Raw genomic sequence first — 22436 nt, 5'->3', positions numbered from 1 at the left:
CTCGCCTTCGGGATTACAGTGGGTGACGGATAAGGTACGTACCGCTGCCGACGGCCGGACGACGTCGGGGATTCGGGAGGTCAAGGTGCCTGACCAGCGGGTTCACGCGCATCCGGCCGCGTCAGCAGAATGGCTGCGTGCGGCCCGGTCGGCGCGGGCGCTGTCCGTGGCGACCCTGGTGTGGCTGGGCCTGGAGAGCTCGCTCGGCCTGTGGGCGGGGTTCCGTGCGCACTCGGTCGCGTTGATCGGCTGGGGGATGTCGGCACTGGTCGAGGGTGCGGCGAGCCTCATCGTGGTCTGGCGGTTCACCGGGTCGCGGACGCTGTCGGAGGGCGCCGAGCACCGGGCGCGAAAGGCGCTGGCCGTGAGCTTCTGGGTGCTGGCCCCGTACCTGGTCCTCCATGTCGCGTACGACCTGGACGTGGGCCACCGGGCAGTGCCGACGACGCTGGGGATCGCGGTCACGGCGGTGAGCCTGGTGAGCATGCCGGCCCTGGGGCTGGCCAAGCGCCGGCTGGCACGGCGACTGGCATCACCCGCGACCGCCGGCGAGGGCACGCAGAATCTCATCTGCGCGGCGACGGCGGGCGGTGTGCTGGCCGGGCTGTGGCTCAACACGATCGGCTGGTGGTGGGTGGATCCGCTGATGGCGGTGGCCCTGGCGGCCGTGGCGGCGCGGGAGGGCCGGCGGGCCTGGCGTGGTGACGGATGCTGCCACTGAGCTGACACTCCGTAATATCCGCACCAAAAGGGCGGTTTTGCCACAGTAAGCGCACCGAGTATCGTTCCGGAGGTATTGCGGAGCATCTCCGGTCAGGGTCTCCGGAAGGTCTCAACACACCAAAGAGGACATCGTGGGGCGACACCGCACAGACGAGTTCGATGGCGGCTACCGAGCCCAGGAGCCCGCTCCCCGCCGGCGATCCGCCGCACGGGGCCGGGGCAGGGTGCTCGTCCCGCTCGCGGGGGCCGTCGCCCTGGCCGTCCTGCTCGGCGTCGCCGCGTTCGTCATCTTCAACCGCGACCACGACTGCTCGGCGGGCAAGCTGGCGCTGCGCGTGGTGGCGACCCCCGACATCCAGCCGGCGCTGAGCAAGGTCGCCGGCACCTACAACAAGGCCCTGCACTCCATCGACAGCCGCTGCGTCGAGGTGACGGTCACCAAGGAGGCCGCGGCCCGCACGGCCAACGCGCTGGCCGCCGGCAAGGCGGCGGCCGACCTGTGGGTGGCCGACTCCAGCCTCGTGGTGGCCAGGCTGCGCAGCGAGCCCGCGGGCGCCGCCGCGCTGCCTGAGCCGTCCGGCTCGGCCGCCGTGTCGCCCGTCGTGCTGGTGACCGCAAAGGCGTCGGCCGAGAAGCTCGCCGGCAGCCTCCAGCCGAGCTGGGCCGGCATGATCGCGGCGGCGAACGTGGCCAACCCCGACGGACCCGGCAAGAAGGTCCGCGTGCTCGCCCTCGACCCGCAGAAGAACTCCGCGGGCATGGCCGCGCTGATCGCCGCCGCGGGCTCGGCCAAGAAGGCGGGCCAGGACAAGGCGCTCGTGGGGGCGCTGAAGGAGCTGTCGGGTCAGATCGTCGCCGACCCGAGCGCGCTGCTGGCCAGCCTCACCGTGAAGTCCGGCAGCAAGGTGCCGGTCGGCGTCGCCTCGGAGCAGAGCGTCTACAGCCACAACGCGAAGAAGCCCGACGCGCAGGTGGTGCCGCTCTACCCGGCCGAGGGAACGTACAGCCTGGACTACCCGATGCTGGTCCTGTCCAAGGACGCGGGGGTGCGCAAGGCGGCGGCGGCCTTTCAGAAGGAGCTGACCACCGAGTCGGCCCGCCGGACGCTGCGCGACCAGGGCTTCCGCACTCCCGACGGCAAGGGCGGCGACGCGCTCGCGAAGGACAAGGGCTTCGTCTCCACCGCGCCGCGGCCCCTGGCGCCGCCCGACGCCAAGACGGTGGCGAGCATGGCCCAGACCTGGTCGAGGCTGAACCTGGGCAGTCGCCTGCTGACCCTGCTCGACGTCTCCGGCACCATGGCGCTGCCCGTGCCCGGCACGAACCTGACCCGCATGCAGGCCATCTCCCGCATCGCCACCGAGGGCCTCGGCCTGTTCCCCGCCGACTCGGAGATCGGGGTGTGGGCGTTCTCCACGCACCTCGACGGCCAGGGCAAGGACTGGCGCGAGCTGGTGTCTGTGGGGCCGCTGAGCCAGACCGTCGACGGCCGGCTCCGCAAGGAGGCGCTGGCGGCGCAGTTCGCGACCGTGCAGGCCAAGGCCACGGGCGACACGGGGCTGAACGACACGCTCAAGGCCGCCTACACCGAGATGACGAAGTCGTACGCGGAAGACAAGATCAACACGATCGTGATCCTCACCGACGGCGCCGGCAACGACGATCCCGACGGCGGCGTGGGCAACGCCGAGCTCCTGTCGTTCCTGAAGAAGACGTACAACCCGAAGCGGCCGGTCAGCATCCTGCTGATCGCCTTCGGCCCGGACGCGCCCAAGGGCAAGAAGCAGATGGACGCCCTGGCCAAGGCGACCGGCGGCGAGGCGTACGTCGCCGAGAACATCCTCCAGGTGCGCGACTTCTTCCTGCAGGGCATGGAGCGCCGCCTGTGCGCTCCCAAGTGCGACGGCTGACCGTCACACCGGCACCTTCCGTCCCTGTCCTCCCAGCTCATGCCCGTTCGGCATGGGCGGGCGAACGCGGGTCAACCCGGCCGCGCCAGGCGGCGTCCTAGGCGCGTGGGGGTCACACGCGAGCCGCGGGGAGGGTATTCGTGCCTGGATGGCCGACTGTCGACCGCGCCGGGGATCACCGGTTGGCGGACGCGCTGCGGCGCGGCGACCACGGCGCTCCGGCCGATCTGTACGACGCGTACGGCGTGCGGCTGCACGACTACGCCTGCTCGCTGACCGGTGACGGCCACAGCGCCGCGGGGGCCGTGCACGACGCGCTGGTCACCGCGTACGGCCGCGTGGACCGGCTCAAGGACGAGACGCGGCTGCGCGCCTGGCTGTACGCGCTGACCAGGGTCCAGGTGATGGCCCGGCTGGCGCACCGGAGCGGCGCCCCGGTGCAGGGCGTCGCGGGGCCGTCCGTGGACGAGCCGGACGACCCCGAGCTGGCCGCGCTGGTCCACGACGCGCTGAGCGAGATGGCCCGCCTCGACCGGGAGACGCTGGAGCTGTCGCTGCGGCACGGCCTGACCCCGGCCGAGGCGGGCACGGTGCTCGGCCTGACCTCGCGCCAGACAGCCACACGGCTGCGGCGCTCCCGCGACCACCTGGAGAACGCCGCGGCGGCCGTCGTCCTGGCCCGGGTGGGACGCGCCCACTGCCCCGACCTGTCGGCGATGCTCGACTCGTGGGAGGGACCGCTGACCCCGCTGCTGCGGCGCCGGCTGTCGAGGCACATCGGCGGCTGCGAGGTGTGCACCGAGGGACGGCACGGCAAGGTGGCCGGCGAGCGGCTGCTCGACAAGGTTCCCGTGGCGTTCCCGCCACTGTCGCTGCGCCGCCGGTTCATCGCCACCTGCCTCGCCCCCGAGCGCGGCGAGGCCCGCACCCTGATCATGGACAGGGGCGAGAGCTTCGACCGCGACGGGTTCCCCGTCCTGGCCGGCCACCGCCCCCGGCGGCGCTCGCGCAGGCTGGCGCCGGTGGTCATCGCGGGCGCGTGCGTGCTGCCGGCGACGAGCGCGGTGATCGTGGCGAACGCGGCCACGGGCGGCACGATGTTCCAGGGCGCTCCGTCCGCGACACAGGACGCCGGGGCGAGCGCCGGCCCCACGCCGGGGCGGGCGGAGACGGAGCCCGCGAAGCCGGACGGCCTCCAGGACGGGCCGGAGGACGCCGGGGACCCCACGCCGCACACGACCCCGACGGCGGACCCGCGTCCGTCCCGGGCGACCCCGCGCCCGGCCGCCACGGCGGCCACCACCCGCCCGGCCACGACCCGCACCCGGCGCCCCGCGGCGGGCGCCCGGCTGAGCGCGGTGTGCCCCGGCGACCTGGACGGGTCGGCCAGGGTGGGGCTGCGTGCCCGCAACGCCGCCGTGGTCTGGAACGCGAGCGCGTCGACGGGGCTGGAGGTGTTCCCGTCGGCCGGGTCGATCAGGGCGGGCGGCTCGGTGGCGGTCTGGGTGACGGTGGACGACCCGGACACGGCGGGCGGCGGCACGGTGTCGTTCACCTCGAACGGCGGGCGCGCGAGCTGCCGGCTGTCCTGGGAGGGCCGCAGCCAGGTCTCCGAGCCGCCCTCCACCGGCCGGCCGACGCGGTCGCCCGAGAGCACGCCACAGCCGAACGATCCGCCCGGCAATCCGCCCGACGACCCGCCCGACGACGTTCCGGACGACTCGTCGGCGACCACCGCGCTGGCCGAATCTCCGGCGGGGCTGGAGTGACGGACGTTACTGCCGCGAAAGGCATGGATTGGTAGATCCATGGCAATGACAAACTAGGATAAACCGGGCCCTGACTCGAAGATCGGGCCATCTATAGGGCATCCTGGTGTGCTTGGGGACCGCACCGGCGCCGGAAGAGTACTGATCCGTGTGCCCTACGTCACGGGAAAAAGTCGCTCCTCCGGTAAACCGGAGCGCGTCACCAAGCGTCGGCATTGACGTGTCCATGGACGGATTGGTCCCATGAAATGCGATCAATCGCGCCTTTGCCCAGCCAGGACCGGGAGAACGGTAAATGATCAAGCACCGCCGAGCGCTCGCGTGGCTGCTCGGACTCGCGTGCGTCGCGGGAGCCGTGATCGCGTTGTTCGACATCGAGACGCCACTGCGACCGTTCCTGATCTCGCTGTTCCTGCTCGTGGTCCCCGGAGCCGCCGTCGTCGGGCTGTTGCGAGATCGTGACCCGCTCGCCGCGCTGTCGGTGGGCGCCGCGGCCAGTCTCGTGGTGAACGTTCTTCTCGCCCAGGCCATGCTCCAGTTCGACGCCTGGTCTCCCCGGGCGGGGGTGGCGACGATCGCCGTGCTCGGAGGGTTCATGTACGTGCTTCGCGTGTTGTACCGGGGGAAGAACATGCAGACCGAACAGGGGGCCGGGACCAAGTGAAGATCACGGTGGTCCGCCCGGGCGAGCTCGGAGACTCCGAGAGAGCCCGCTGGCGTGAGTTGCAGAAGGCCGACCCGAGCCTGGACAACCCGTTCCTGTCTGTCGAGTTCGCCGTGGCCATGGACCGCTTAAGGGACTACGTGCGGGTGGCGGTGCTCGACGACGGCACCGGCATCGTCGGGTTCTTCCCGTACGAGCGCCACAGCTTCGGCATCGGCAAGCCGCTCGGCGGCTTCCTGACGACCTGTCACGGTCTGATCTCGGTTCCCGGCCTGAAGGTGGACGTGCGCGCGTTGCTGCGCGCGTGCAAGCTGACCGTCTACGACTTCGACCACCTCGTGGCGGGCCAGCCGACCTTCGCGGCCTACGAGTCCGACGTCCGGCCGGCGCCGGTCATGGACTTCACCGAGGGCTTCGACACCTGGCTTGAGCAGGTCAAGACCAACTCCCCCAAGAACCTGAAGACCGTGCGCTACAAGGAGCGCAAGCTCGGAAGGGAGCAGGGTGAGCTGCGCTTCGAGTACGCCTCGGCGGACCCGGAGGTGCTGCGCGTCCTGCTCGGCTGGAAGTCCGACCAGTACCGCCGGACGGGCCGCGTCGACCGGTTCGCGCAGCCCTGGATCGTCGAGCTGATCGACCTCATGCACGCGGAGCGGTCCGCCGACTTCAGCGGCGTCCTCACCATGCTGTACTCGGGCGAGACGCCGGTCGCCGGCCACTTCGGCCTTCGTACGGCCACCACCCTCGTCGGCTGGTTCCCCGCCTACGACACCGAGTTCGCGCGATACTCGCCGGGCATCGTGCACCACCTCCGCATGGCCGAGGCGGCGGCCGAGGCCGGTCTGCTCATGGTCGACATGGGCAAGGGCGGCAAGGAGTACAAGGACTGGCTCAAGAGCGGCGAGCTGTACGTGTCCGAGGGACGGGTCTCCCGGCCCTCGGCCGCGGCGGCCGTCCACTGGATGGGACGAACTCCTTTCAACAAGGCGCGAACAATCGTCATGGATCGGCCGTCTCTCTATAGAGCGGCCGACCGTGTCCTCAAGGGGTTCGGCCGGGTTCGCAGTTCTATCCAGCAGGAGCAGTCCAATGCGGTAGTCAAGGAGCCCACGGGAGCGCGTTAGCGCCCCCGCCTCCGGCACAGCGGCACAGCACCAGCACCAGCACCAGCAGCAGAGCAGCAGCAGAGCACCCTAAGGCATCACCCTCACTCCACAAGGACCCCGTGCGCCGATCACGGATCGGCCGTTCCCCCCCAGCACCCGGGAACGGCCGGCCCAGGCTCGCGTGGAGGCGGGTCCCGGAAGGATTTACCTCACCATGAGTCCCGAGAGCACCAAGCACAACGGCAAGGCGCAGATCGCCCCTCTGCGCTCGATGCCACCCATCGAGCGGTTCACCCCCATCACACCGCACATCGCCATCTCCCCCACCGTCAGCGTGGTCGTCCCCGCGATGAACGAGGCCGAGAACCTCCCCCACGTCTTCGCCACGCTGCCCCAGTGGATCGACGAGATCGTGCTCGTCGACGGCAACTCGGTGGACGACACGGTCGAGGTGGCCAAGCGCCTGCGCCCGAACGTGAAGGTCGTCACGCAGACCGGCCGCGGCAAGGGCGACGCCCTGGCCGCCGGATTCGCCGCCTGCACGGGCGACATCATCGTCATGATCGACGCCGACGGCTCGACCGACGGCCATGAGATCATCTCGTTCGTCGGCGCGCTGGTGACCGGCGCCGACTTCGTCAAGGGCTCGCGCTACGCGGCCGGCGGCGGCAGCGACGACCTGACGTTCAACCGCAAGTTCGGCAACAAGGTGCTCACCGGCCTCGTCAACATGATGTACGGCACCCAGTACACCGACCTCTGCTACGGCTACAACGCCTTCTGGGCCCGCCACCTCGACGTGCTCGACCTCGACTGCGACGGCTTCGAGGTGGAGACCCTGATGAACGTCCGCGCCGCCAAGGCCGGGCTGAAGGTGCACGAGGTGCCGAGCCACGAGCGCTGCCGCATCCACGGGGAGAGCAACCTGCACGCCGTCCGCGACGGCCTGCGCGTGCTCAGGACCATCCTGCGTGAGCGGCGCCGCAAGCCCACGATCCCGCAGCCGAAGCCGGCCGCCGCCCCCGCCGCTGACCGGGGCGTCGCCTGACCAGCACAAGAAGAGGGATGACAGTGAGAACGTCTGTCGTCATCTGCGTCTACACCGAGGAGCGGTGGGAGGACATCAGGCAGGCCGTCGAGTCGGTCGAGCGGCAGAGCCGCCCGCCGCACGAGCTGATCCTGGTGGTCGACCACAACCCGGACCTGCACCTGAAGCTCAAGCAGGCGAATCCACAGGCCATTGTGGTGGAGAACTCGCACGAGCAGGGACTGTCCGGCGGCAAGAACACCGGCGTGGCCACGGCCACCGGTGACATCGTCGCCTTCCTCGACGACGACGCGGTCGCCGACCCGGGCTGGCTGGAGGCTTTGGAGGAGGGCTTCCAGGATCCGGCCGTCGTCGGCGTGGGCGGACGCACCGACCCACTGTGGGCATCGCAGCGCAGGCCGCGATGGTTCCCCTACGAGTTCGACTGGACCGTCGGCTGCACCTACCGGGGCATGCCGGCGGTCCGCGCGCCGATCCGCAACGTGATGGGCGGCAACGCGGCCTTCCGCCGCGAGGTCGTCTCCGAGGTGGGCGGCTTCCACAGCGGCATCGGCCGCAGTGTCCAGGGCCGCAAGAGCAGGCCGCTGGGCTGTGAGGAGACGGAGTTCTGCATCAGGCTGAGCCAGCGCAAGCCCGGCTCGGTCATGCTGTACGAGCCGCGGGCGGTCATCGGGCACAAGGTGTCGGCGCAGCGTGAGCGCTTCGCCTACTTCAGGTCCCGTTGCTACGCCGAAGGGCTGTCGAAGGCGCTGGTCACGCGCGAGGTGGGCACCCAGGACGGGCTGGCCAGCGAGCGCGCGCACGCGATGAAGACGCTGCCCCTCGGCGCGCTGCGCGGGCTGGGCGAGGCGGTCCGCGGCGACGTGGGCGGTCTCGGCCGCGCCGCCGCGATCGTCATCGGCCTGGCCTGGACCACCTGGGGGTACGTGGTCGGGTCCGCCCGACTCAAGGGAGCACGCTCGTGATCAGGGTTCCCGTCCTCATGTACCACTCGGTGACCGACAGTCCCAACGAGGAGACCCGTCCCCACTCGGTACGCCCCTCCGATCTGGAGGAGCAGCTCGCGTACCTCGTGGAGGGCGGGTTCACCCCGCTGACCTTGGGTGATCTGGTCGCCAGGCTGAACAAGAACACCGGCATGCCCGTCAAACCAGTCGTGGTCACCTTCGATGACGGCTACGCCGACTTCCATGCACACGCGCTCCCGCTGCTGGAGCGCCACCGCTTCCCCGCCACGGTCTTCCTGACCAGCGGCTGGGTGTCCGACGCGGGCCCCGACGCGGCCGGCAGACCGCTGGACGACATGCTGAGCTGGGGTCAGGCCCGGGAGATCGCCCAGACGGGCATCGAGATCGGCGGCCACAGCCACAGCCACCCGCAGCTCGACCAGCTCCCCACCGAGGAGCTGCGCCAGGAGCTGCGCCGCAACAAGGGCCTGCTGGAGGAGAAGATCGGCGCGCCGGTCGCCACCATGGCCTACCCCTACGGCTACTCCAGCGCGCGGGTGCGCCGCGAGGTGCGCAAGGCCGGCTACTTCGCCGCCTGCGCCGTCAACAACGCGATCGCCGCCGACCGGCACGACATGCTGGCCATCCCCCGGCTGACGGTGGGCCGGCACACCACCATGGGCATGTTCCGCCGCGCCGTCGAGGGCAGCGCCGTACCCCTGATCTACCTGCGCGAGCGCGTCCTCACCAAGGGCTACGCGGTCGTCCGGCGGACCAGGTACGGCCTGCGGCGGGTGCGCGGAAATGTCTAGCGTCTGGCGGAAGGTGCTGCACGACCTGCGCAGCCCCCTGTTCCGCAACGGCTACGCGCTCATGGCCAACACCGGGATCACCGCCACGCTCGGCATGGGCTACTGGCTGCTGGCCGCCCACTACTACACGCCCGAGGAGTTCGGCCGCGGGCAGGCCGTGATCACCGCGATGCGGCTGTTCGCGTCGCTGACCGCGCTCGGCTTCGTGGGCGCGCTGGCGCGCTTCCTGCCGCTGGCCGGCCGCCGCACGCCCGAGCTGGTGCTGCGCGGCTACGGGCTGGCGGCGGCGACCGGCGGGGTGGCCGCGGTCGGCTTCCTGCTGACGCTGCCGATGTGGGGGCGCACGTACTCCACGCTGGGCGGCTTCGGCCCGGGGCTGTTCTTCCTCGGGTCGGTGCTGGTCTGGGCGGTGTTCACGCTCCAGGACGTGGTCCTGACCGGGCTGCGCAAGGCCACCTGGGTGCCGCTCAACAACCTCGTCTTCGGCCTGGTCAAGATGGGCCTGCTGGTGGCGCTGGCGGGCGCGCTGCCCGAGGGGGGCATCTTCGTCTCCTGGATGGTGCCGACCGCGCTGGCGCTCATCCCGGTCAACTGGTTCATCTTCTCGGTCGTCATCCCCCGGCACGTCAAGGACTCCGCCTCCGTCGCGGCGCCGCCACGGCTGCGGGAGGTCGGGCGGTTCCTGGCCGGCGACTTCCCCGGCACGCTGTCGATCCTGGCGATCGTCTACCTGGTGCCGGTGGCCGTCGCGACGCAGGTGGGCGAGGCCACGTTCGGCCGGTTCTCGATGGCCCACACCCTGGGCTGCATGATCGAGCTGCTGGCGATGAACATGGCGGTGTCGCTGACCGTCGAGGGCTCCTACGACCGGGCGCAGCTCGCCGAGAACTGCCGGCGGGCGCTGCGCCGCGCGTTCATGATCATCGCGCCGATCATCGCGGTGACGGTGCTGGGCGCGCCGCTGATCCTGATGATCTTCGGGTCGGAGTTCGCCACCGAGGGCACGACGCTGCTGCGGCTGATGGCGCTGGCCGTGCTGCCGCGGGTGCTCATCGAGGTCTACCTCAGCTCCCTGCGGGCGCGGAGCGAGGCGCGGGCGCTGGCGCTCGTGCAGATCGGACTGGCCGCGCTCGTGCTGGTCTCCATCGCGGTGCTCTTCCCGTTCGCGAATGTGAACGCGGTGGGGTACGGCATGCTGTTCAGCGAGCTGCTGGTGGCCGGTTTGATCTTTGGAAAACTACGTAAAGTTCTCAATTCCGGCGAAACAGGACAGCCTCGCGTCGCCCAGGGGTCGCACGGGGCCTCATGATGGTCAGCGTGAGGCAACGGGACGGCGATGGAATGACAACCGGGTTCACAGGCTCCTCCGAGCTCAACGGCGAGACGGAGGAGGAGCCGGGCGCGCCCTTCGATCCGGACGCCACGGGTGTCATCCCGCGGATCGTGCTCAACTTGGGCTCCCCCGACAGCGACACCTCGGGGGACGCCTCAAAGGACGCCTCAGAAGCGTCGGGGGACGCGCCGGACGCGGAGTCCGAGACCGAGACGGACGAGGCCGTGGACGCGGCTCCCGGCACGGACACGGACACCGCCGCGAGCGCCGGGGACACCCGGGACATCCATGGCGCCCAGGACGCCCAGGACGCTGACGACGGGGACGCGGACGCGGACGCGGACCGGGAAGACGACGATGACGCGGCCGACGCGGACACGACCACGGCGATCCGGCTGCCCGTGGCCTTCCGCGTGGGCGGCCCGCCCACGGTCCCCGACGTCACGGCCGCCTCCCGTGCCGCCGCGTCCTCCCCCGCGAAACCAACCACCGGGGACCGTCCCACCGGCGACCGTCCCACCGAGGACCGTCCCGCTGACGAGCGTCCCGCTGAGGACCGTCCCGTCGACGACCATCCTGCCGAGGACCGCACGGCCCAGGACGGCACCGCCGAGGACGACCAGACCGAGGACCACCAGGCCGAGCCGCCGGTCGCGCCGCCCACCACGCCGTTCAGAGCGGCGCCCCGGCAGAGCGCGCCGTCCGCCTCCACAACGTCCGCGGCCCCCACCGCGCCGGCCACCCCCGACGCACCGGCCGCCACGAGCGCGCCAAGCGCACCGAGCAAGCCGAGTGCACCGAGCAAGTCGGGTGCACCGGGCGCGCCGAGTACGCCGGAGCGGGACGAGGCGCGGCCGAAGCCGGCCCCGCAGCGCGCCGCGACCGGCGGGGCAGCGGCGGCCGGAGGGCTCGGGGCGCGGCTGAGCGCGCTGATGAGCAGCGCGCCCAAGTGGCTGCCCGCCCTGCTCACCGTCGAGGGCCTCATCCTGTACGTGCTCGCCCTGCGCGTGCCCCCCGGCCCGCTGCGCGGCGTGGACCCCGACAACATCAACGGCCTCGGCCTGATCGCGGCCCTGCCCGCCAGCGCGTTCGCCGCCATCCTCATCATGCTGGTGGCGTTCTTCGTCACGGTCGCCCAGTCGACCGACCGCAAGTTCCTGCTGCTGTTCCAGATCGCCACGATCACGTTCGCGCTGCACGGCGCGGGCGCCCTGGTGGCCACCGAGCCGCGCTTCCCCACGGCCTACATCCACGCGGGCTTCGTCGACTTCATCGGCCGCACCGGCGAGACGGCGATCAGCATCGACGCCCGCATGGGCTGGCCGGGCTTCTTCGCGCTGTTCGCGTTCGTGACCAAGGCGGCCGGCATCACGGACATGACGCCGATCCTGATGTGGACGCCGCTGCTGTCCAACCTGCTCTACCTGCTGCCGTTCGTGCTCATCCTGCGCCAGGTGGCGGCGACCACGCGGGCGCGCTGGTTCGCTGCGCTGCTGTTCATCCTCGTGCAGTGGATCGGCCAGGACTACTTCTCGCCACAAGGCTTCACGTTCGCCCTGTATCTGGCCTTCGTGGCGATCCTGCTGCGCTGGTTCGGGCGGGTGGAGCCGCGCACCAAGCCGGTACCGGAGAAGGGCTGGCGCAAGTGGGTGGGCCGGCTCGACGCGATGACACCAGGCGAGATCGCCAACACCGGCACCTTCCGCGCCGACAAGCTGCTCATGCTGACGCTGCTGCTCGCGCTGTTCTTCGCCGCGACGGCCTCGCACCAGATCACGCCGTTCATGATGCTCGGCGTGGTCACCGCGTTCCTGATCTTCAAGCGGACGTCGCTGACCTGGGCGCTGCCGTTCTCCCTGGGCCTGGTCGTGCTGGCCTGGATCAGCTACGAGGCCGTCGGCTTCTGGGCCGGCCAGATCGACGCGATCTTCGGCGGCCTGGGCAAGATCTTCGACAACCTCCAGCGCAACACCGGCGATCGCATCGCGGGCAGCGACCCGGCGCACGCCATGGTGCTGAAGGCCCGGCTCGGCATCCTCGTCGTGATCCTCTCGCTGGCCGCCGCCGGTCTGCTGCGCCGGGTGCGCCGGGGGGTGTTCGACCGGGCCGCGCTGATCCTGCTGTGCGTGCCCGTGCTGGCGCTGGGGCTGCAGAGCTACGGCGGTGAGATCGGGCTGCGCATCTACATGTTCGCGCTGCCCGGCGCCTGCCTGCTGGCCGCGTACGCGTTCTTCCCGAACCTGCCGGCCGACAGCGCGGACGTGCGCGAGGAGACCGTGCCGATCCGCAGGCGGAACGTCCGCTTCAACCCCGAGCTGACCCGGAAGCTGTCGGTGCTGCTCGCGGCGTTCTTCGCGGTGCTGTTCGCGATGGCCTTCCTCGTCGCCCGCTACGGCAACGAGAAGTTCGAGCGGGTGACCAGCGGCGAGGTCGCGGCCATGCACTACGTGTACGAGCACGACAAGCCGAGCGCCCGCGTGCTCTACCTGGTGCCGAAGGAGGGCCCGGAGGTCACGCCCACGATGCCGTGGGGCGAGAAGGACGTGGAGCTGGTGAACTTCAACGGTCAGGCCCGGGTCTACAAGGACCCCACGAACATCACCGGCGCGCTGAAGAAGCTCAAGGAGAGCTCCCGTAACACGTTCCTGGCGGTGACGCGGGGCCAGATCAGCTACCTCCAGCTCAACGAGGGGTTCCCCGAGGGCTGGGGCGAGAAGTTCCGGGCGGCGCTCGACGCCTCGCCCGAGCTGAAGAAGGTGTACTCCAACGAGGACGCCGCGCTCTACACGCTGAAGAAGTTCGTCAGGGGCACGGAGATCCCCGATCCCCAGCCGTACAAGGGCCGGGGCGACCCCACCTCGCCGTGGACGCCCGTCGGCATCGCGGCGTTGGCGCTGACGTGGGTGTCTCTGTTCGCCTACGAGGTGATCCGGCTCCAGGGGCCCAAGCGGGCGCCCAGGGCGCGCAAGCGGCTGCTGTTCGTCGCGATCCCGGCCTTCGTCGTCGCGGTCGGGGTCATAGCCGAACGCTTCATCTACATCGCGCTAAATAACTGAACTCACAGGAACCTCTCAGGTTATGCGGGATGATGATCCGTGATGACGGCACAACGGACAGACGGCGCCATGCAGGGCGCGCGGGCATCACGGATCACCTCGGTCGACGCCCTGCGCGGCTTCTCGCTGCTCGGCATCCTCCTGGTCAACATCGCCTTCCTGGCCTCCGGTTACCGGATGGCCGGGATGGCGGAGCCCGCGTTCCACTCCTCGCTCGACTGGGGCGTGCGCTGGAGCGTGACACTCCTCCTGGAGAACAAGTTCTACCTGCTGTTCTCCTTCCTGTTCGGCTACAGCTTCACGCTGCAACTGGACTCCGCGGTGCGCCGGCGCATGCCGTTCACGCCGATGTTCCTGCGGCGGGTGGCGGGGCTCTTCGTGATCGGGCTCGTGCACGCCGTACTGCTGTTCCCGGGCGACATCCTCACCACGTACGCCGGGGTGGGGCTCGCGCTGCTGCTGCTGCGCAAGCTGTCGCCGAAGAACGCGGTCATGCTGGCGGTCGTGCTGACCAGCCTGCTCGCGCTGGGCTTCGTGTTCCTGGCCGGGCTGGCGGCGCTGGGCCTCGACACGGCGGGCACGGTGTCCCACGGCGTCGCCGAGGCCGTCAAGTCGGACCAGTCGCTGGCCGGCTCCGCCGTCGACATCGTCTCCGAGCACGTGCGCAAGCTGTCGCTGATCGTCGTGCTGCGCCTGCTCTTCCAGGGGCCGGCCGTGCTCGCCGCCGCGCTGATCGGCCTGGCGATCGGCAAGCTGGGGCTGCTGCGCGACCCGTCCGCGCACACGAGGGCGCTGCGGCGGCTGCAGTGGACCGGCTTCACGGTCGGCCTCGCCGGCGCCACCGTCTACACGATGTCGGCCTGGAACGGCTCGGTGCACAAGTTCCTCGGTGAGGCGCTGGACCTGGTCACCGCGCCGCTGCTGGCCGCCGCCTACGCCGCCACGTTCCTGCGCGTGCTGCCGCACGTGCCGCGCCTGGCGAGCGCGCTGGCGGCACCCGGCCGCATGGCGCTGAGCAACTACCTCGCCCAGTCGCTGATCTGCGGCCTCATCTTCACCGGGTACGGCCTGGCGCTGGTGGACCGGGTCAGCCCGCCCGTGGAGGTGCTGATGGCGCTGGTCATCTTCGCGGCGCAGGTGGTCTACAGCCGGTGGTGGCTGCGCGGGCACAGGTACGGCCCGGTGGAGTGGCTGCTGCGCTACCTGACGTACTGGAGCCGGCCGGGAGGAAGGACCGCCGGGGCCGCCCCGGCCGCGCCGAGCCCCGCTCAGCCCTGACCGCGGCCGCTCCACCTGATCTCGTACGGCTTGAGCGTCACCTGCTTGCCGTCCACGGTGGCGATGACCTCGGTGGCGGCGCTGTTGACCATGACGACCTGCTGGGCCTGCGCCAGGACCTTGACCCGCGCGTCGGACGACTGGACCTGCTCCAGCGCCACCCCGGCGGGGAACCAGCGGGTGAAGCCGCTGAGCAGCCCGGCCATGGGCATCTCCCGACCGTCGGCGTCCCACACGCAGCCGGGGCACTGGCGGACGCCGCCCTTCTGCTGCGGGTTCCAGTAGAGGGCCGTCGTGACGCCGCCGCGCGCGAACTCCATCATCGTGGCGGCCTGCACGGCGGTGCGCTTGTCCTCGCTCCAGCCGGAGTTCTCCGGCTCGTTGTACCACTCCGCCCACCAGACGGGCATGTCGTTGCTCTTCTTGCGCAGCCACGAGGTGATCGCGCCGAACTTGGCCTGCGCGGCGAAGTCGTCGGGGACGTTGCCCTTCTCGTTGGTCATGGACGCGCCGTCGACCACGATGAAGTCGGCGCCCTTCTTGTGCTGGATCCAGTACTCGATCGCGTCGAGGGCGCGCTGGTCGACCGTGCCCCACGGCCCGCTCAGCTCGGAGGGGCCGGGGTCGGCGCTGGTCTCGACCGGCACGTAGGGGCCGCCCACCTGGATGTCGCCGTCGACGCGCTTGAGCGCGTCGTAGACCTTGTTGTACATCTCGGTGTAGCTCTCGGCGTCCCACCGGTTGGTCGTGGGGTCCCAGAAGCCCTTGAACTCGTTCCAGACCATGAAGTGCTTCACCGTCGGGTACTGCCGGGCGATCCTGGCGGCGAGCTTCGCGTAGTCGTCGAAGTGCTCGCGCTTGGGCGCGACCGTGTGGTTCTTGCTCCAGTCGGTACGGCCGGCCTGGCCGCCCTTCATCCAGTCGGGCGCGCAGCACAGCGTGATGACCGGCGTCCCCCGCGAGGAGGAGATGAACTTCATCCGCCGGTCGAGCTGGGCGAGGTCGTACTGGCCGGGGCGCGGCTCGGGGTTGCCCACGCCCCAGCCCATGATGTGCTGGTTCTGCAGCAGCGGGACCCGGCCCAGGATGCCCTTGGCCTGCTCGGTGACGGGGCGGGGCGCGGTGTCGGCGCTGTACTGGGTGTGGGTGACGCCCCAGCGCGGCCAGTTGTCCAGCTTCGGCGGCGGCTCCAGGGTGGGCGCGGGCTGCGACGGGCCGATCTCGGCCACCTCGCCGCCCTTGTACCCGTCGCGCGAGTTGCGCGTCCCCGCGTACACCATGATCCCCGCGACGAGCAGGACCGCCACGATGCCCGCTCCCACGGCGAGTGGCCACGGCGACCGCCTGCGGGCATGCCGACCATCGCTGGGAATCACGGGAACCTCCACCCCTCACGCGTGCACGGGCCCCGGATGCCACAGCATCCGTGCCTATAACCGTATCTATGCCACTTGCAGGCTACTTGCCGCCGGATCAGAGCGCGGGCGGGCGCTCGCCGCCCGCCGGACCGGGGACGCCCGCATAACGGTACGGCACCGGTTGCCGGCCGGGCTGCACGACGAGCAACGTGCCGGGATCGGCGTAGCAGGCGCTCTCGACCGCCGCGGCCACGTCCTCGGCGGTGAGCAGCGGGAAGCCGGCGTTCAGGAAGGTCTCCCGCTCCTGGGCCACCAGAGGGGTGTCGGTGAAGCCGGGGCACACGGCGCTGATGCGGACGCCGTCGGCGGCGAGGGGCGTCGCGAGCGCCCGGACGAGGCCGACCACGGCGTGCTTGGTCATCGTGTAGATCGGGTCGCCGTCGTAGCCGACGAGGCCCGCGAGCGAGGAGGTCACCACGATCGCGCCGCCTCCCGAGCGCCTGAGCAGCGGCAGGGCGGCCGCGACGCCGAAGACGACGCCGTCCACGTTGACGCCGAGCGCCGCGCGGTAGCGCGCCGCGTCGAACGCCCCGAGGTCGATCCCGGTGACGACACCCGCGTTGAGGTGGACCACGTCCAGCCTGCCGTACCGCTGCTCGGCGAGCGCGACGGCGTCGAGGCTCGCCTGCTCGGTGCTGACGTCGGCGGCGAGCGCGACCCCGCCGGTCTCCTTGGCGAGCCGCTCGGCGCCCTCCCCGTCGAGGTCGACGAGGACGCACCTGGCCCCGCCGGCGGACAGCCGCCGCGCGACCGCGGCTCCGATGCCGCTCGCCGCTCCGGTGATCAACGCGACAGTGCTCATGACGGCTCCAGCATGCGGTGGGCGCGGGCGATGAGGACGGGCACCGCGGATCCGATCTCCTCGAACCCCTCCCCCACGGTCTTACCCTGGCGGAACCGGGCGTGGATACCCTCCACGATGACCGCCAGCTTGAAGTTGCCGAAGGCGACGTAGAAGCCGAGGTCCGGGATGTCCCGGCCGGACGCCTTGGCGTAGTGCGCCGCGAACTCCGCCGTGCTCAGGAAGCCGGGCGCCAGCGTCACGTCACCGGCCACCGGGATCGCGGCGCGCTCCTCGTCACCCGGGTCCTGCCAGTAGGTCAGCGTCAGCCCGAGGTCGGCCAGCGGGTCGCCGAGCGTGGACATCTCCCAGTCGACCACGGCCATGATCTCGGGCTCGGGCGCGAGCCGGACGAGCGTGTTGTCGAGCCGGTAGTCGCCGTGGACGAGCGTGCCCGCCGACGCGGGCGGCAGCCGGTCGCGCAGCCGGGTCACCAGCCGGTCGTACTCGGGCAGCTCGGCGGTCTTCGAGCGCTCCCACTGCTGGCACCAGCGGTCGAGCTGCCTGGCCAGGTAGCCGTCGGGACGGCCGAAGCCGTCGAGGCCCACCTCGCGGTAGTCGACGGCGTGGATGGCGGCCAGCACCTCGGCCAGCCGCTCCGACAGCCGCCGCGCGTGCTCCGGCTCGGGCTCGCCGAGCTCCTCCTTGGTGCGCACGGCCGCGCCCTCCACGTGCCCCATCAGGTAGAACGGCGCGCCGATGACGTCCTCGTCGGCGCAGAACGCGACCGGCTCGGGCACGGGGACGGGCGTCGAGGCCAGGGCCGAGATCACCCGCCACTCCCGCCGCATGTCGTGCGCCGTCGGCAGCACGTGGCCCAGCGGCGGGCGGCGCAGCACCACGCGACGGTCGCGGCCCTCGACGAGGTAGGTCAGATTGGACCTGCCCCCCGAGATCAGCGACACTGAGAGCGGCTCGCCCGTGTCAGGCACGTGGTCCGCCATCCACGCGCTCAGGCGGGGCAGGTCGATTCCGGGGACCGTCATGGACACACATTAGAACGCCACTCGGTTCTGAATGCCAGCTTAGAGTTGTGTAACGTTCCGGACCTGCGTGAATGACTACTGGTAGCAACAGTTAACCTGTCCCTTGCACGGTGTACCCTCCACGCTCGTCAGCACACGGCATATCGCCAGTAGGAGCCCATGCGCGTCTCACTTGCCCACCCCCGTGACCTGGGCGCACCGGAGCTGAGCCGGTGGCGAGCGCTCCAGGAGGCGCACGCGGGGTTCGACAACCCCTTCCTGTCGCCGGAGTTCACGATCGCCGTCGGCGAGCTGCGCGACGTGGTGCGCGTCGCGGTCATCTACGACGGCGCCGACATCGTGGGGTTCTTCCCGTTCGAGCGACATCCGCTCGGCATCGGCAAACCGGTCGCCGCGGGGCTGACCGACGCGCAGGGCCTGGTCCACGCCAAGGACGTCGAGATCGACCCGCACCGGCTGCTCCGGTTGTGCGGGCTGTCCGTCTACGAGTTCGACCACCTGGTCTCCGAGCAGCCCATGCTGGCCGCCCGGCACGAGAGCCACCCGTCGCCCATCATCGACCTGCGCGACGGCCATGAGAACTACCTCGCGTTCCTGCGCGAGCACTCCGGCAAGACGTACAAGTCCACCCTCGCCAAGGAGCGCAAGCTCGAACGCGAGGCCGGAGAGGTCCGCCACGACTACGCGATCACCGACGTCGAGCCGCTGCACACCCTGATCGGCTGGAAGGCGGAGCAGTACCGCCGCACCGGCCGCACCGACCGGTTCGCGCACCGGTGGATCGTCGAGCTGGTCGAGCGGCTCCACGCCACCCGCACCGACCAGTTCGCGGGGGTGCTGGACATGGTCTACGCCGGCGGCGTGCCGATCGCCGGGCACTTCGGCCTGCGCACCCGCACCACGCTCGTCGGCTGGTTCCCCGCCTACGACACCGCCTACGCCAAGTACTCCCCCGGCCTCATCCACCACCTGGCCATGGCCGAGCAGGCGGCGGCGTCCGGCGTCGAGGTCATCGACATGGGACGCGGCCAGAAGGAGTACAAGGACAAGCTGAAGAACGGCGAGTTCCGGGTCGCCGAGGGCCGCGTCGCCACGACCGGGCCCCGGGCCGGTGTCCACTGGCTGATGCGCGTGCCCGCGCGCAAGACCCGCGCCACGGTCCTCGCCAACCCCGTCCTGCACCGCACGGCCGACCGGGTCCTCAAGACCTTCGGCCGGCTGCGCACGGCCATCCAGTCGTGAGGCTGCTCGCGGAGCGGACCGGACGCCACTGCCTCCTGCTGCCCTCCAACCGTCTCGGCCTCTACCTCGCGCTGCGCCACTGGTGCGTGCCCGGGCAGCGGCTGCTCATGTCGCCGGTCTCCGCCGACGAGATCCTGTTCCTGGTGATCGCCGCCGGCCTGCGGCCGGTCATGGCGCCCCTGTCACCGCGCGACGGCAACATCGACACCGGCCGCGTCGACCTGTCCACCGTCGACGCGGTCCTCACCACCAACATGTACGGCCTGCCGGACCGGGTCGGCGCCTTCGCCGGCAAGATCCTCATCGAGGACCTCGCCCACGCGCTGGAGACGTCCGTCGGCGGGCGCCCGCTCGGCACCTTCGGCCAGGCCGGCGTCTACAGCCTGTCCAAGCACTGCGGCGCCGGGTCCGGCGGCGTGCTGGCCGTGGAAGGCGAGGACGACTTACGCGCCCTCGAACAGGCCCGCGACCTCGTCCTGGAGCCGGGCTCCTGGCGGGCGGAGCTGTTCGCCGTGACCACCTCCGCGGCCCGGCGCGCCGCCCTCCGTCTCGACCTCGTCCGCCCGGCCCTCCGGCTCGCCCGCCTGCTCGGGCTGCAGGAGGAGCGCCTCGGCTACCGCATCGAGCTGCGCGGCGACGAGCTGGCCCGCACCATGAAGCACGTGCCCGAGCTGGCGCCGTTCGACCCGTGGGTGCGTGCCGACCTGCACGACTACCGGGTGCGCAAGGGACGGATCGCCCGGCGTTACCAGGAGGCCCGCCTGGCCGGGGTGGCCGCCGAGCGGGAGCGGCGGATCTCCGGGGTGCGGATGCTGGCCGAGCTGCCCACGGTCGCCGAGGGCGTGCGCGACCACCTCGACCAGCCGCTGTTCCGGGTGCCGCTGCTGGTGCGCGACCGCGACGCGGCCATCGCCGAGCTCGAACGGCACGGGGTGGCGGTGGGCTACCTGTACGACCCGCCCTACGACGACTACGCGCCCGGCTTCACCGAGCCGTCGCCGTACCCTGAGGTGGCCCGCTGGTGGGCACGGCACGTGCTGCCGGTGGACCCGGTCTACGCGACCCGGGCGCTGCCGGTCGTGCGCCACCTGGCCCCGGCCCCTCCGCCGCCCGTCTGAGCCCTGGCCCCTGGCCCCGGCCCGTCCGGCCGCTGATCGGCTCGTACGGATCAGCTCGTGCCGATGAGCTCGGCCAGGACGCGGCAGGCGCGGCGCACGTCCGGCAGGGACGCCGAGCCGTACCCGATCACCAGCCCGAGCGGCGCGCCCGGCGTGTGCCAGTGCCGCTCGGACACGTCCAGCAGGACACCCCGCTCGGCGGCGCGCTCCACCACGCGCCCGATGGTGTCGTGGGGCAGCTCGGCCAGCACGTGCAGCCCCGCCGTGTCCCCGCGCAGCCGGCAGACCGGGCCCAGGATCTCGACCACGGCGGCCCGGCGGCGGGCGTACTCCAGGCGCATCCGGCGCAGGTGGCGGTCGAGATCACCGCGTTCGAGCAGGGTGGCAACGGCCTGCTGAACCGGGCCGCTGGTGCGGTCGGCCACCGCCAGGCGGAGAGCGGCGATCCGGTCCACCAGCTCCGGCGGGCCCACCAGCCAGCCCACGCCGACGTCCGGCGCCAGCGTCTTCGACAGGGTGCCGAGCAGCACCACGCGCGCCGGGTCCAGTCCGTACAGGGCGGGCAGGGGGCCCACGTCGTAGCGGAACTCGGCGTCGTAGTCGTCCTCCACGATCATCGCGCCGCTGCGCCGCGCCCAGGCCAGCAGCCGCTCACGGCGCGGGATCGGCAGCCGGCCGCCCAGGGGGTACTGGTGGGCGGGCGTGGTGTACAGGAGGCGGAGGTCGCCGGGCAGGCCGTCCACGACCACGCCGTCCTCGTCCACCGGGCAGGGCACGACCTCGGCGCCCCGCGCCGCGAACACGGTGCGCGCCACGTGGTAGCCCGGGTCCTCCACGCCCGCGCGGGTACCGGCGCCGAGCAGGGCGAGCGCGCACAGGTCGAGGCCGTTGCCGGTGCCGCGGGTGACGAGGATGTTCTCCGGCCCGACGGCCACGGCCCTGGCCCGTCTCAGGTGCCCGGCCAGCAGCTCGCGCAGGCGCGGCAGGCCGTACGGGTCGGGCGAGTCGCCGGGCGGCAGGTCGGCGGCCTTGCGCCAGGCGCGCTTCCAGGCGGCGTCGTCGTGGTCGCGCACCCACGGCCTGCCGGGCCTCAGGTCGACCCCCTCGGACGGACGGGGACTCACCGCGGGGACGGGCGTACGGACGGGGGCCGGAGCGGACGGCGGGGGGCCGGTCCGGTCGGCGGCCTCCTCCAGGGCGGCCACGAAGGTGCCGGACCCGTGCCTGCCCTCCAGCCAGCCCTCCGCGTACAGCTGCTGGTACGCCTCCGTGACGACCGTGCGGCTCACCCCGAGCTGCGCGGCCAGCCCGCGCGAGGACGGCAGCCGCTCCCCCGGCGCGAGCGCGCCCGCCAGCATGGCCCGGCGCAGCCAACCGGCGAGCTGCGACGAGAGCGGCACGGGCGAGTGCCGCTCCAGAGAGACGGGCAGGTCGAGCAGGCTGCGCACGGAAGTGGTCTCCGGGAAGGCGGGAATAGTGGCCCTACAGGATAGGTCCACTCGCGGACTAGCGTCGTACCCATGCTCTCCACCACGCCCCGCACCACGCTCGGCCGCTCGAAGGAGCGCGGCAGCACCGACCGGAACGACCTGTACGAGGTGCTGGACGCCGGCCTCATCTGTCACCTCGGCGTCGTGGCCGACGGCCATCCGATGGTGGTGCCGACCGGCTACGGGCGCGACGGCGACACCCTCTACCTGCACGGCTCCACCGGCGCCCGCTCCCTGCGCGCCGCCGAGGGTGCCGAGGTGTGCGTCACGGTGACCCACCTGGACGGGATCGTGCTCGCCCGGTCGGTGTTCCACCACTCCGTCAACTACCGCTCGGCCGTCATCTACGGCACCGCCCGCCTGGTCACGGACGAGGACGAGCGGCTCACCGGGCTGCGCGTGCTGACCGAACACCTCGCGCCCGGCCAGTGGGACTACGCCCGCCGCCCGAACCGCAAGGAGCTGGCCGCCACGGCCGTGCTCGCCCTGCCGCTGGACGAGGCGTCGGTCAAGCTCCGCCGCGGCGCCCCGGTGGAGGAGGTCGAGGACCACGCGCTGCCCGTCTGGGCCGGCGTGCTCCCCCTGGTCACGCAGTGGGGCGCCCCGGAGCCCGACCCGGCGCTCCGAGAAGGTATCGACATGCCTGTTCACATCCGCGGCCGTCGGTAGTTCCATGAATCAGGAACCACCTGGCA

The 22436-nt window shown here is 71.6% G+C and carries 18 protein-coding genes; 14 read left to right on the top strand and 4 right to left on the bottom strand.

What is annotated here, in order from left to right; all coding sequences use genetic code 11:
* Positions 1–85: 85 nt before the first annotated feature.
* The 11 genes from AB0H64_RS06495 to AB0H64_RS06445 all read left to right on the top strand — a co-directional run bounded on the left by AB0H64_RS06495 (position 86) and on the right by AB0H64_RS06445 (position 14646).
* Positions 86–721 (top strand): cation transporter, encoded by a 636-nt coding sequence (locus tag AB0H64_RS06495; RefSeq protein ID WP_357620762.1) that lies wholly within the window; start codon positions 86–88, stop codon positions 719–721.
* A 133-nt stretch (positions 722–854) separates the two neighbouring features.
* Positions 855–2633, top strand: a complete 1779-nt coding sequence (locus tag AB0H64_RS06490) for a substrate-binding domain-containing protein (protein ID WP_357620760.1) — start codon at positions 855–857, stop codon at positions 2631–2633.
* Between the two features lie 140 nt (positions 2634–2773).
* Positions 2774–4402 (top strand): sigma-70 family RNA polymerase sigma factor, encoded by a 1629-nt coding sequence (locus tag AB0H64_RS06485; protein ID WP_357620758.1) that lies wholly within the window; start codon positions 2774–2776, stop codon positions 4400–4402.
* Positions 4403–4697: 295 nt separating this feature from the next.
* On the top strand, positions 4698–5066 hold the full coding sequence (locus AB0H64_RS06480) for a hypothetical protein (protein WP_357620756.1): 369 nt from the start codon (positions 4698–4700) through the stop codon (positions 5064–5066).
* Entirely contained in the window at positions 5063–6190 is a 1128-nt protein-coding gene (locus tag AB0H64_RS06475; RefSeq protein WP_357620754.1) for a GNAT family N-acetyltransferase, read from the top strand. The genes AB0H64_RS06480 and AB0H64_RS06475 overlap by 4 nt, the downstream gene beginning before the upstream one ends.
* Positions 6191–6386: 196 nt before the next feature.
* The gene (locus tag AB0H64_RS06470) at positions 6387–7220 is read left to right on the top strand and encodes a glycosyltransferase family 2 protein (RefSeq protein ID WP_357620752.1); all 834 of its coding nucleotides are present in this window, start codon (positions 6387–6389) and stop codon (positions 7218–7220) included.
* 17 nt (positions 7221–7237) lie between these two features.
* Complete coding sequence (locus tag AB0H64_RS06465) at positions 7238–8185, top strand: glycosyltransferase family 2 protein (protein WP_357620750.1); 948 nt, start codon at positions 7238–7240, stop codon at positions 8183–8185.
* Entirely contained in the window at positions 8182–8979 is a 798-nt protein-coding gene (locus AB0H64_RS06460; RefSeq protein ID WP_357620748.1) for a polysaccharide deacetylase family protein, read from the top strand. The genes AB0H64_RS06465 and AB0H64_RS06460 overlap by 4 nt, the downstream gene beginning before the upstream one ends.
* On the top strand, positions 8972–10288 hold the full coding sequence (locus AB0H64_RS06455) for a hypothetical protein (RefSeq protein WP_357620745.1): 1317 nt from the start codon (positions 8972–8974) through the stop codon (positions 10286–10288). Before AB0H64_RS06460 ends, AB0H64_RS06455 begins: the two co-directional genes overlap by 8 nt.
* Positions 10289–10320: 32 nt before the next feature.
* Positions 10321–13368: a hypothetical protein gene (locus AB0H64_RS06450; RefSeq protein ID WP_357620742.1), complete on the top strand. Its 3048-nt coding sequence runs from the start codon at positions 10321–10323 to the stop codon at positions 13366–13368.
* 42 nt (positions 13369–13410) lie between these two features.
* Positions 13411–14646, top strand: coding sequence for a DUF418 domain-containing protein (locus AB0H64_RS06445; protein WP_357620740.1), 1236 nt, complete (start codon positions 13411–13413; stop codon positions 14644–14646).
* On the opposite strand, the gene AB0H64_RS06440 is transcribed toward AB0H64_RS06445, so the two are convergent.
* The 3 genes from AB0H64_RS06440 to AB0H64_RS06430 all read right to left on the bottom strand — a co-directional run bounded on the left by AB0H64_RS06440 (position 14637) and on the right by AB0H64_RS06430 (position 17891).
* Positions 14637–15953: a xylan 1,4-beta-xylosidase gene (locus AB0H64_RS06440; RefSeq protein WP_357620738.1), complete on the bottom strand. Its 1317-nt coding sequence runs from the start codon at positions 15951–15953 to the stop codon at positions 14637–14639. The two genes, AB0H64_RS06445 and AB0H64_RS06440, sit on opposite strands and share 10 nt — an antisense overlap.
* Before the next feature lie 166 nt (positions 15954–16119).
* Complete coding sequence (locus tag AB0H64_RS06435; protein WP_357620736.1) at positions 16120–16866, bottom strand: SDR family oxidoreductase; 747 nt, start codon at positions 16864–16866, stop codon at positions 16120–16122.
* Positions 16863–17891, bottom strand: a complete 1029-nt coding sequence (locus AB0H64_RS06430) for a phosphotransferase family protein (RefSeq protein WP_357620734.1) — start codon at positions 17889–17891, stop codon at positions 16863–16865. The genes AB0H64_RS06435 and AB0H64_RS06430 overlap by 4 nt, the downstream gene beginning before the upstream one ends.
* A 159-nt stretch (positions 17892–18050) precedes the next feature.
* Here AB0H64_RS06430 and AB0H64_RS06425 point away from each other — a divergent pair, with 159 nt between their 5' ends.
* Together AB0H64_RS06425 and AB0H64_RS06420 are read left to right on the top strand one after the other, a co-directional pair.
* Entirely contained in the window at positions 18051–19133 is a 1083-nt protein-coding gene (locus AB0H64_RS06425) for a GNAT family N-acetyltransferase (RefSeq protein ID WP_357620732.1), read from the top strand.
* Entirely contained in the window at positions 19130–20251 is a 1122-nt protein-coding gene (locus AB0H64_RS06420; protein ID WP_357620730.1) for a DegT/DnrJ/EryC1/StrS family aminotransferase, read from the top strand. The genes AB0H64_RS06425 and AB0H64_RS06420 overlap by 4 nt, the downstream gene beginning before the upstream one ends.
* A gap of 50 nt (positions 20252–20301) precedes the next feature.
* On the opposite strand, the gene AB0H64_RS06415 is transcribed toward AB0H64_RS06420, so the two are convergent.
* Complete coding sequence (locus AB0H64_RS06415; protein WP_357620728.1) at positions 20302–21699, bottom strand: PLP-dependent aminotransferase family protein; 1398 nt, start codon at positions 21697–21699, stop codon at positions 20302–20304.
* Positions 21700–21771: 72 nt separating this feature from the next.
* On the opposite strand from AB0H64_RS06415, the gene AB0H64_RS06410 reads away from it, so the two are divergent.
* On the top strand, positions 21772–22410 hold the full coding sequence (locus AB0H64_RS06410; protein ID WP_357620726.1) for a pyridoxamine 5'-phosphate oxidase family protein: 639 nt from the start codon (positions 21772–21774) through the stop codon (positions 22408–22410).
* Positions 22411–22436 lie beyond the last annotated feature (26 nt).

This window comes from Nonomuraea sp. NPDC050733, assembly GCF_040654215.1.
Classification (GTDB): Bacteria; Actinomycetota; Actinomycetes; order Streptosporangiales; family Streptosporangiaceae; genus Nonomuraea.
The sequence above is the reverse complement of the archived record's forward strand: the minus strand, read 5'-3'. Positions and strand labels throughout refer to the sequence as shown.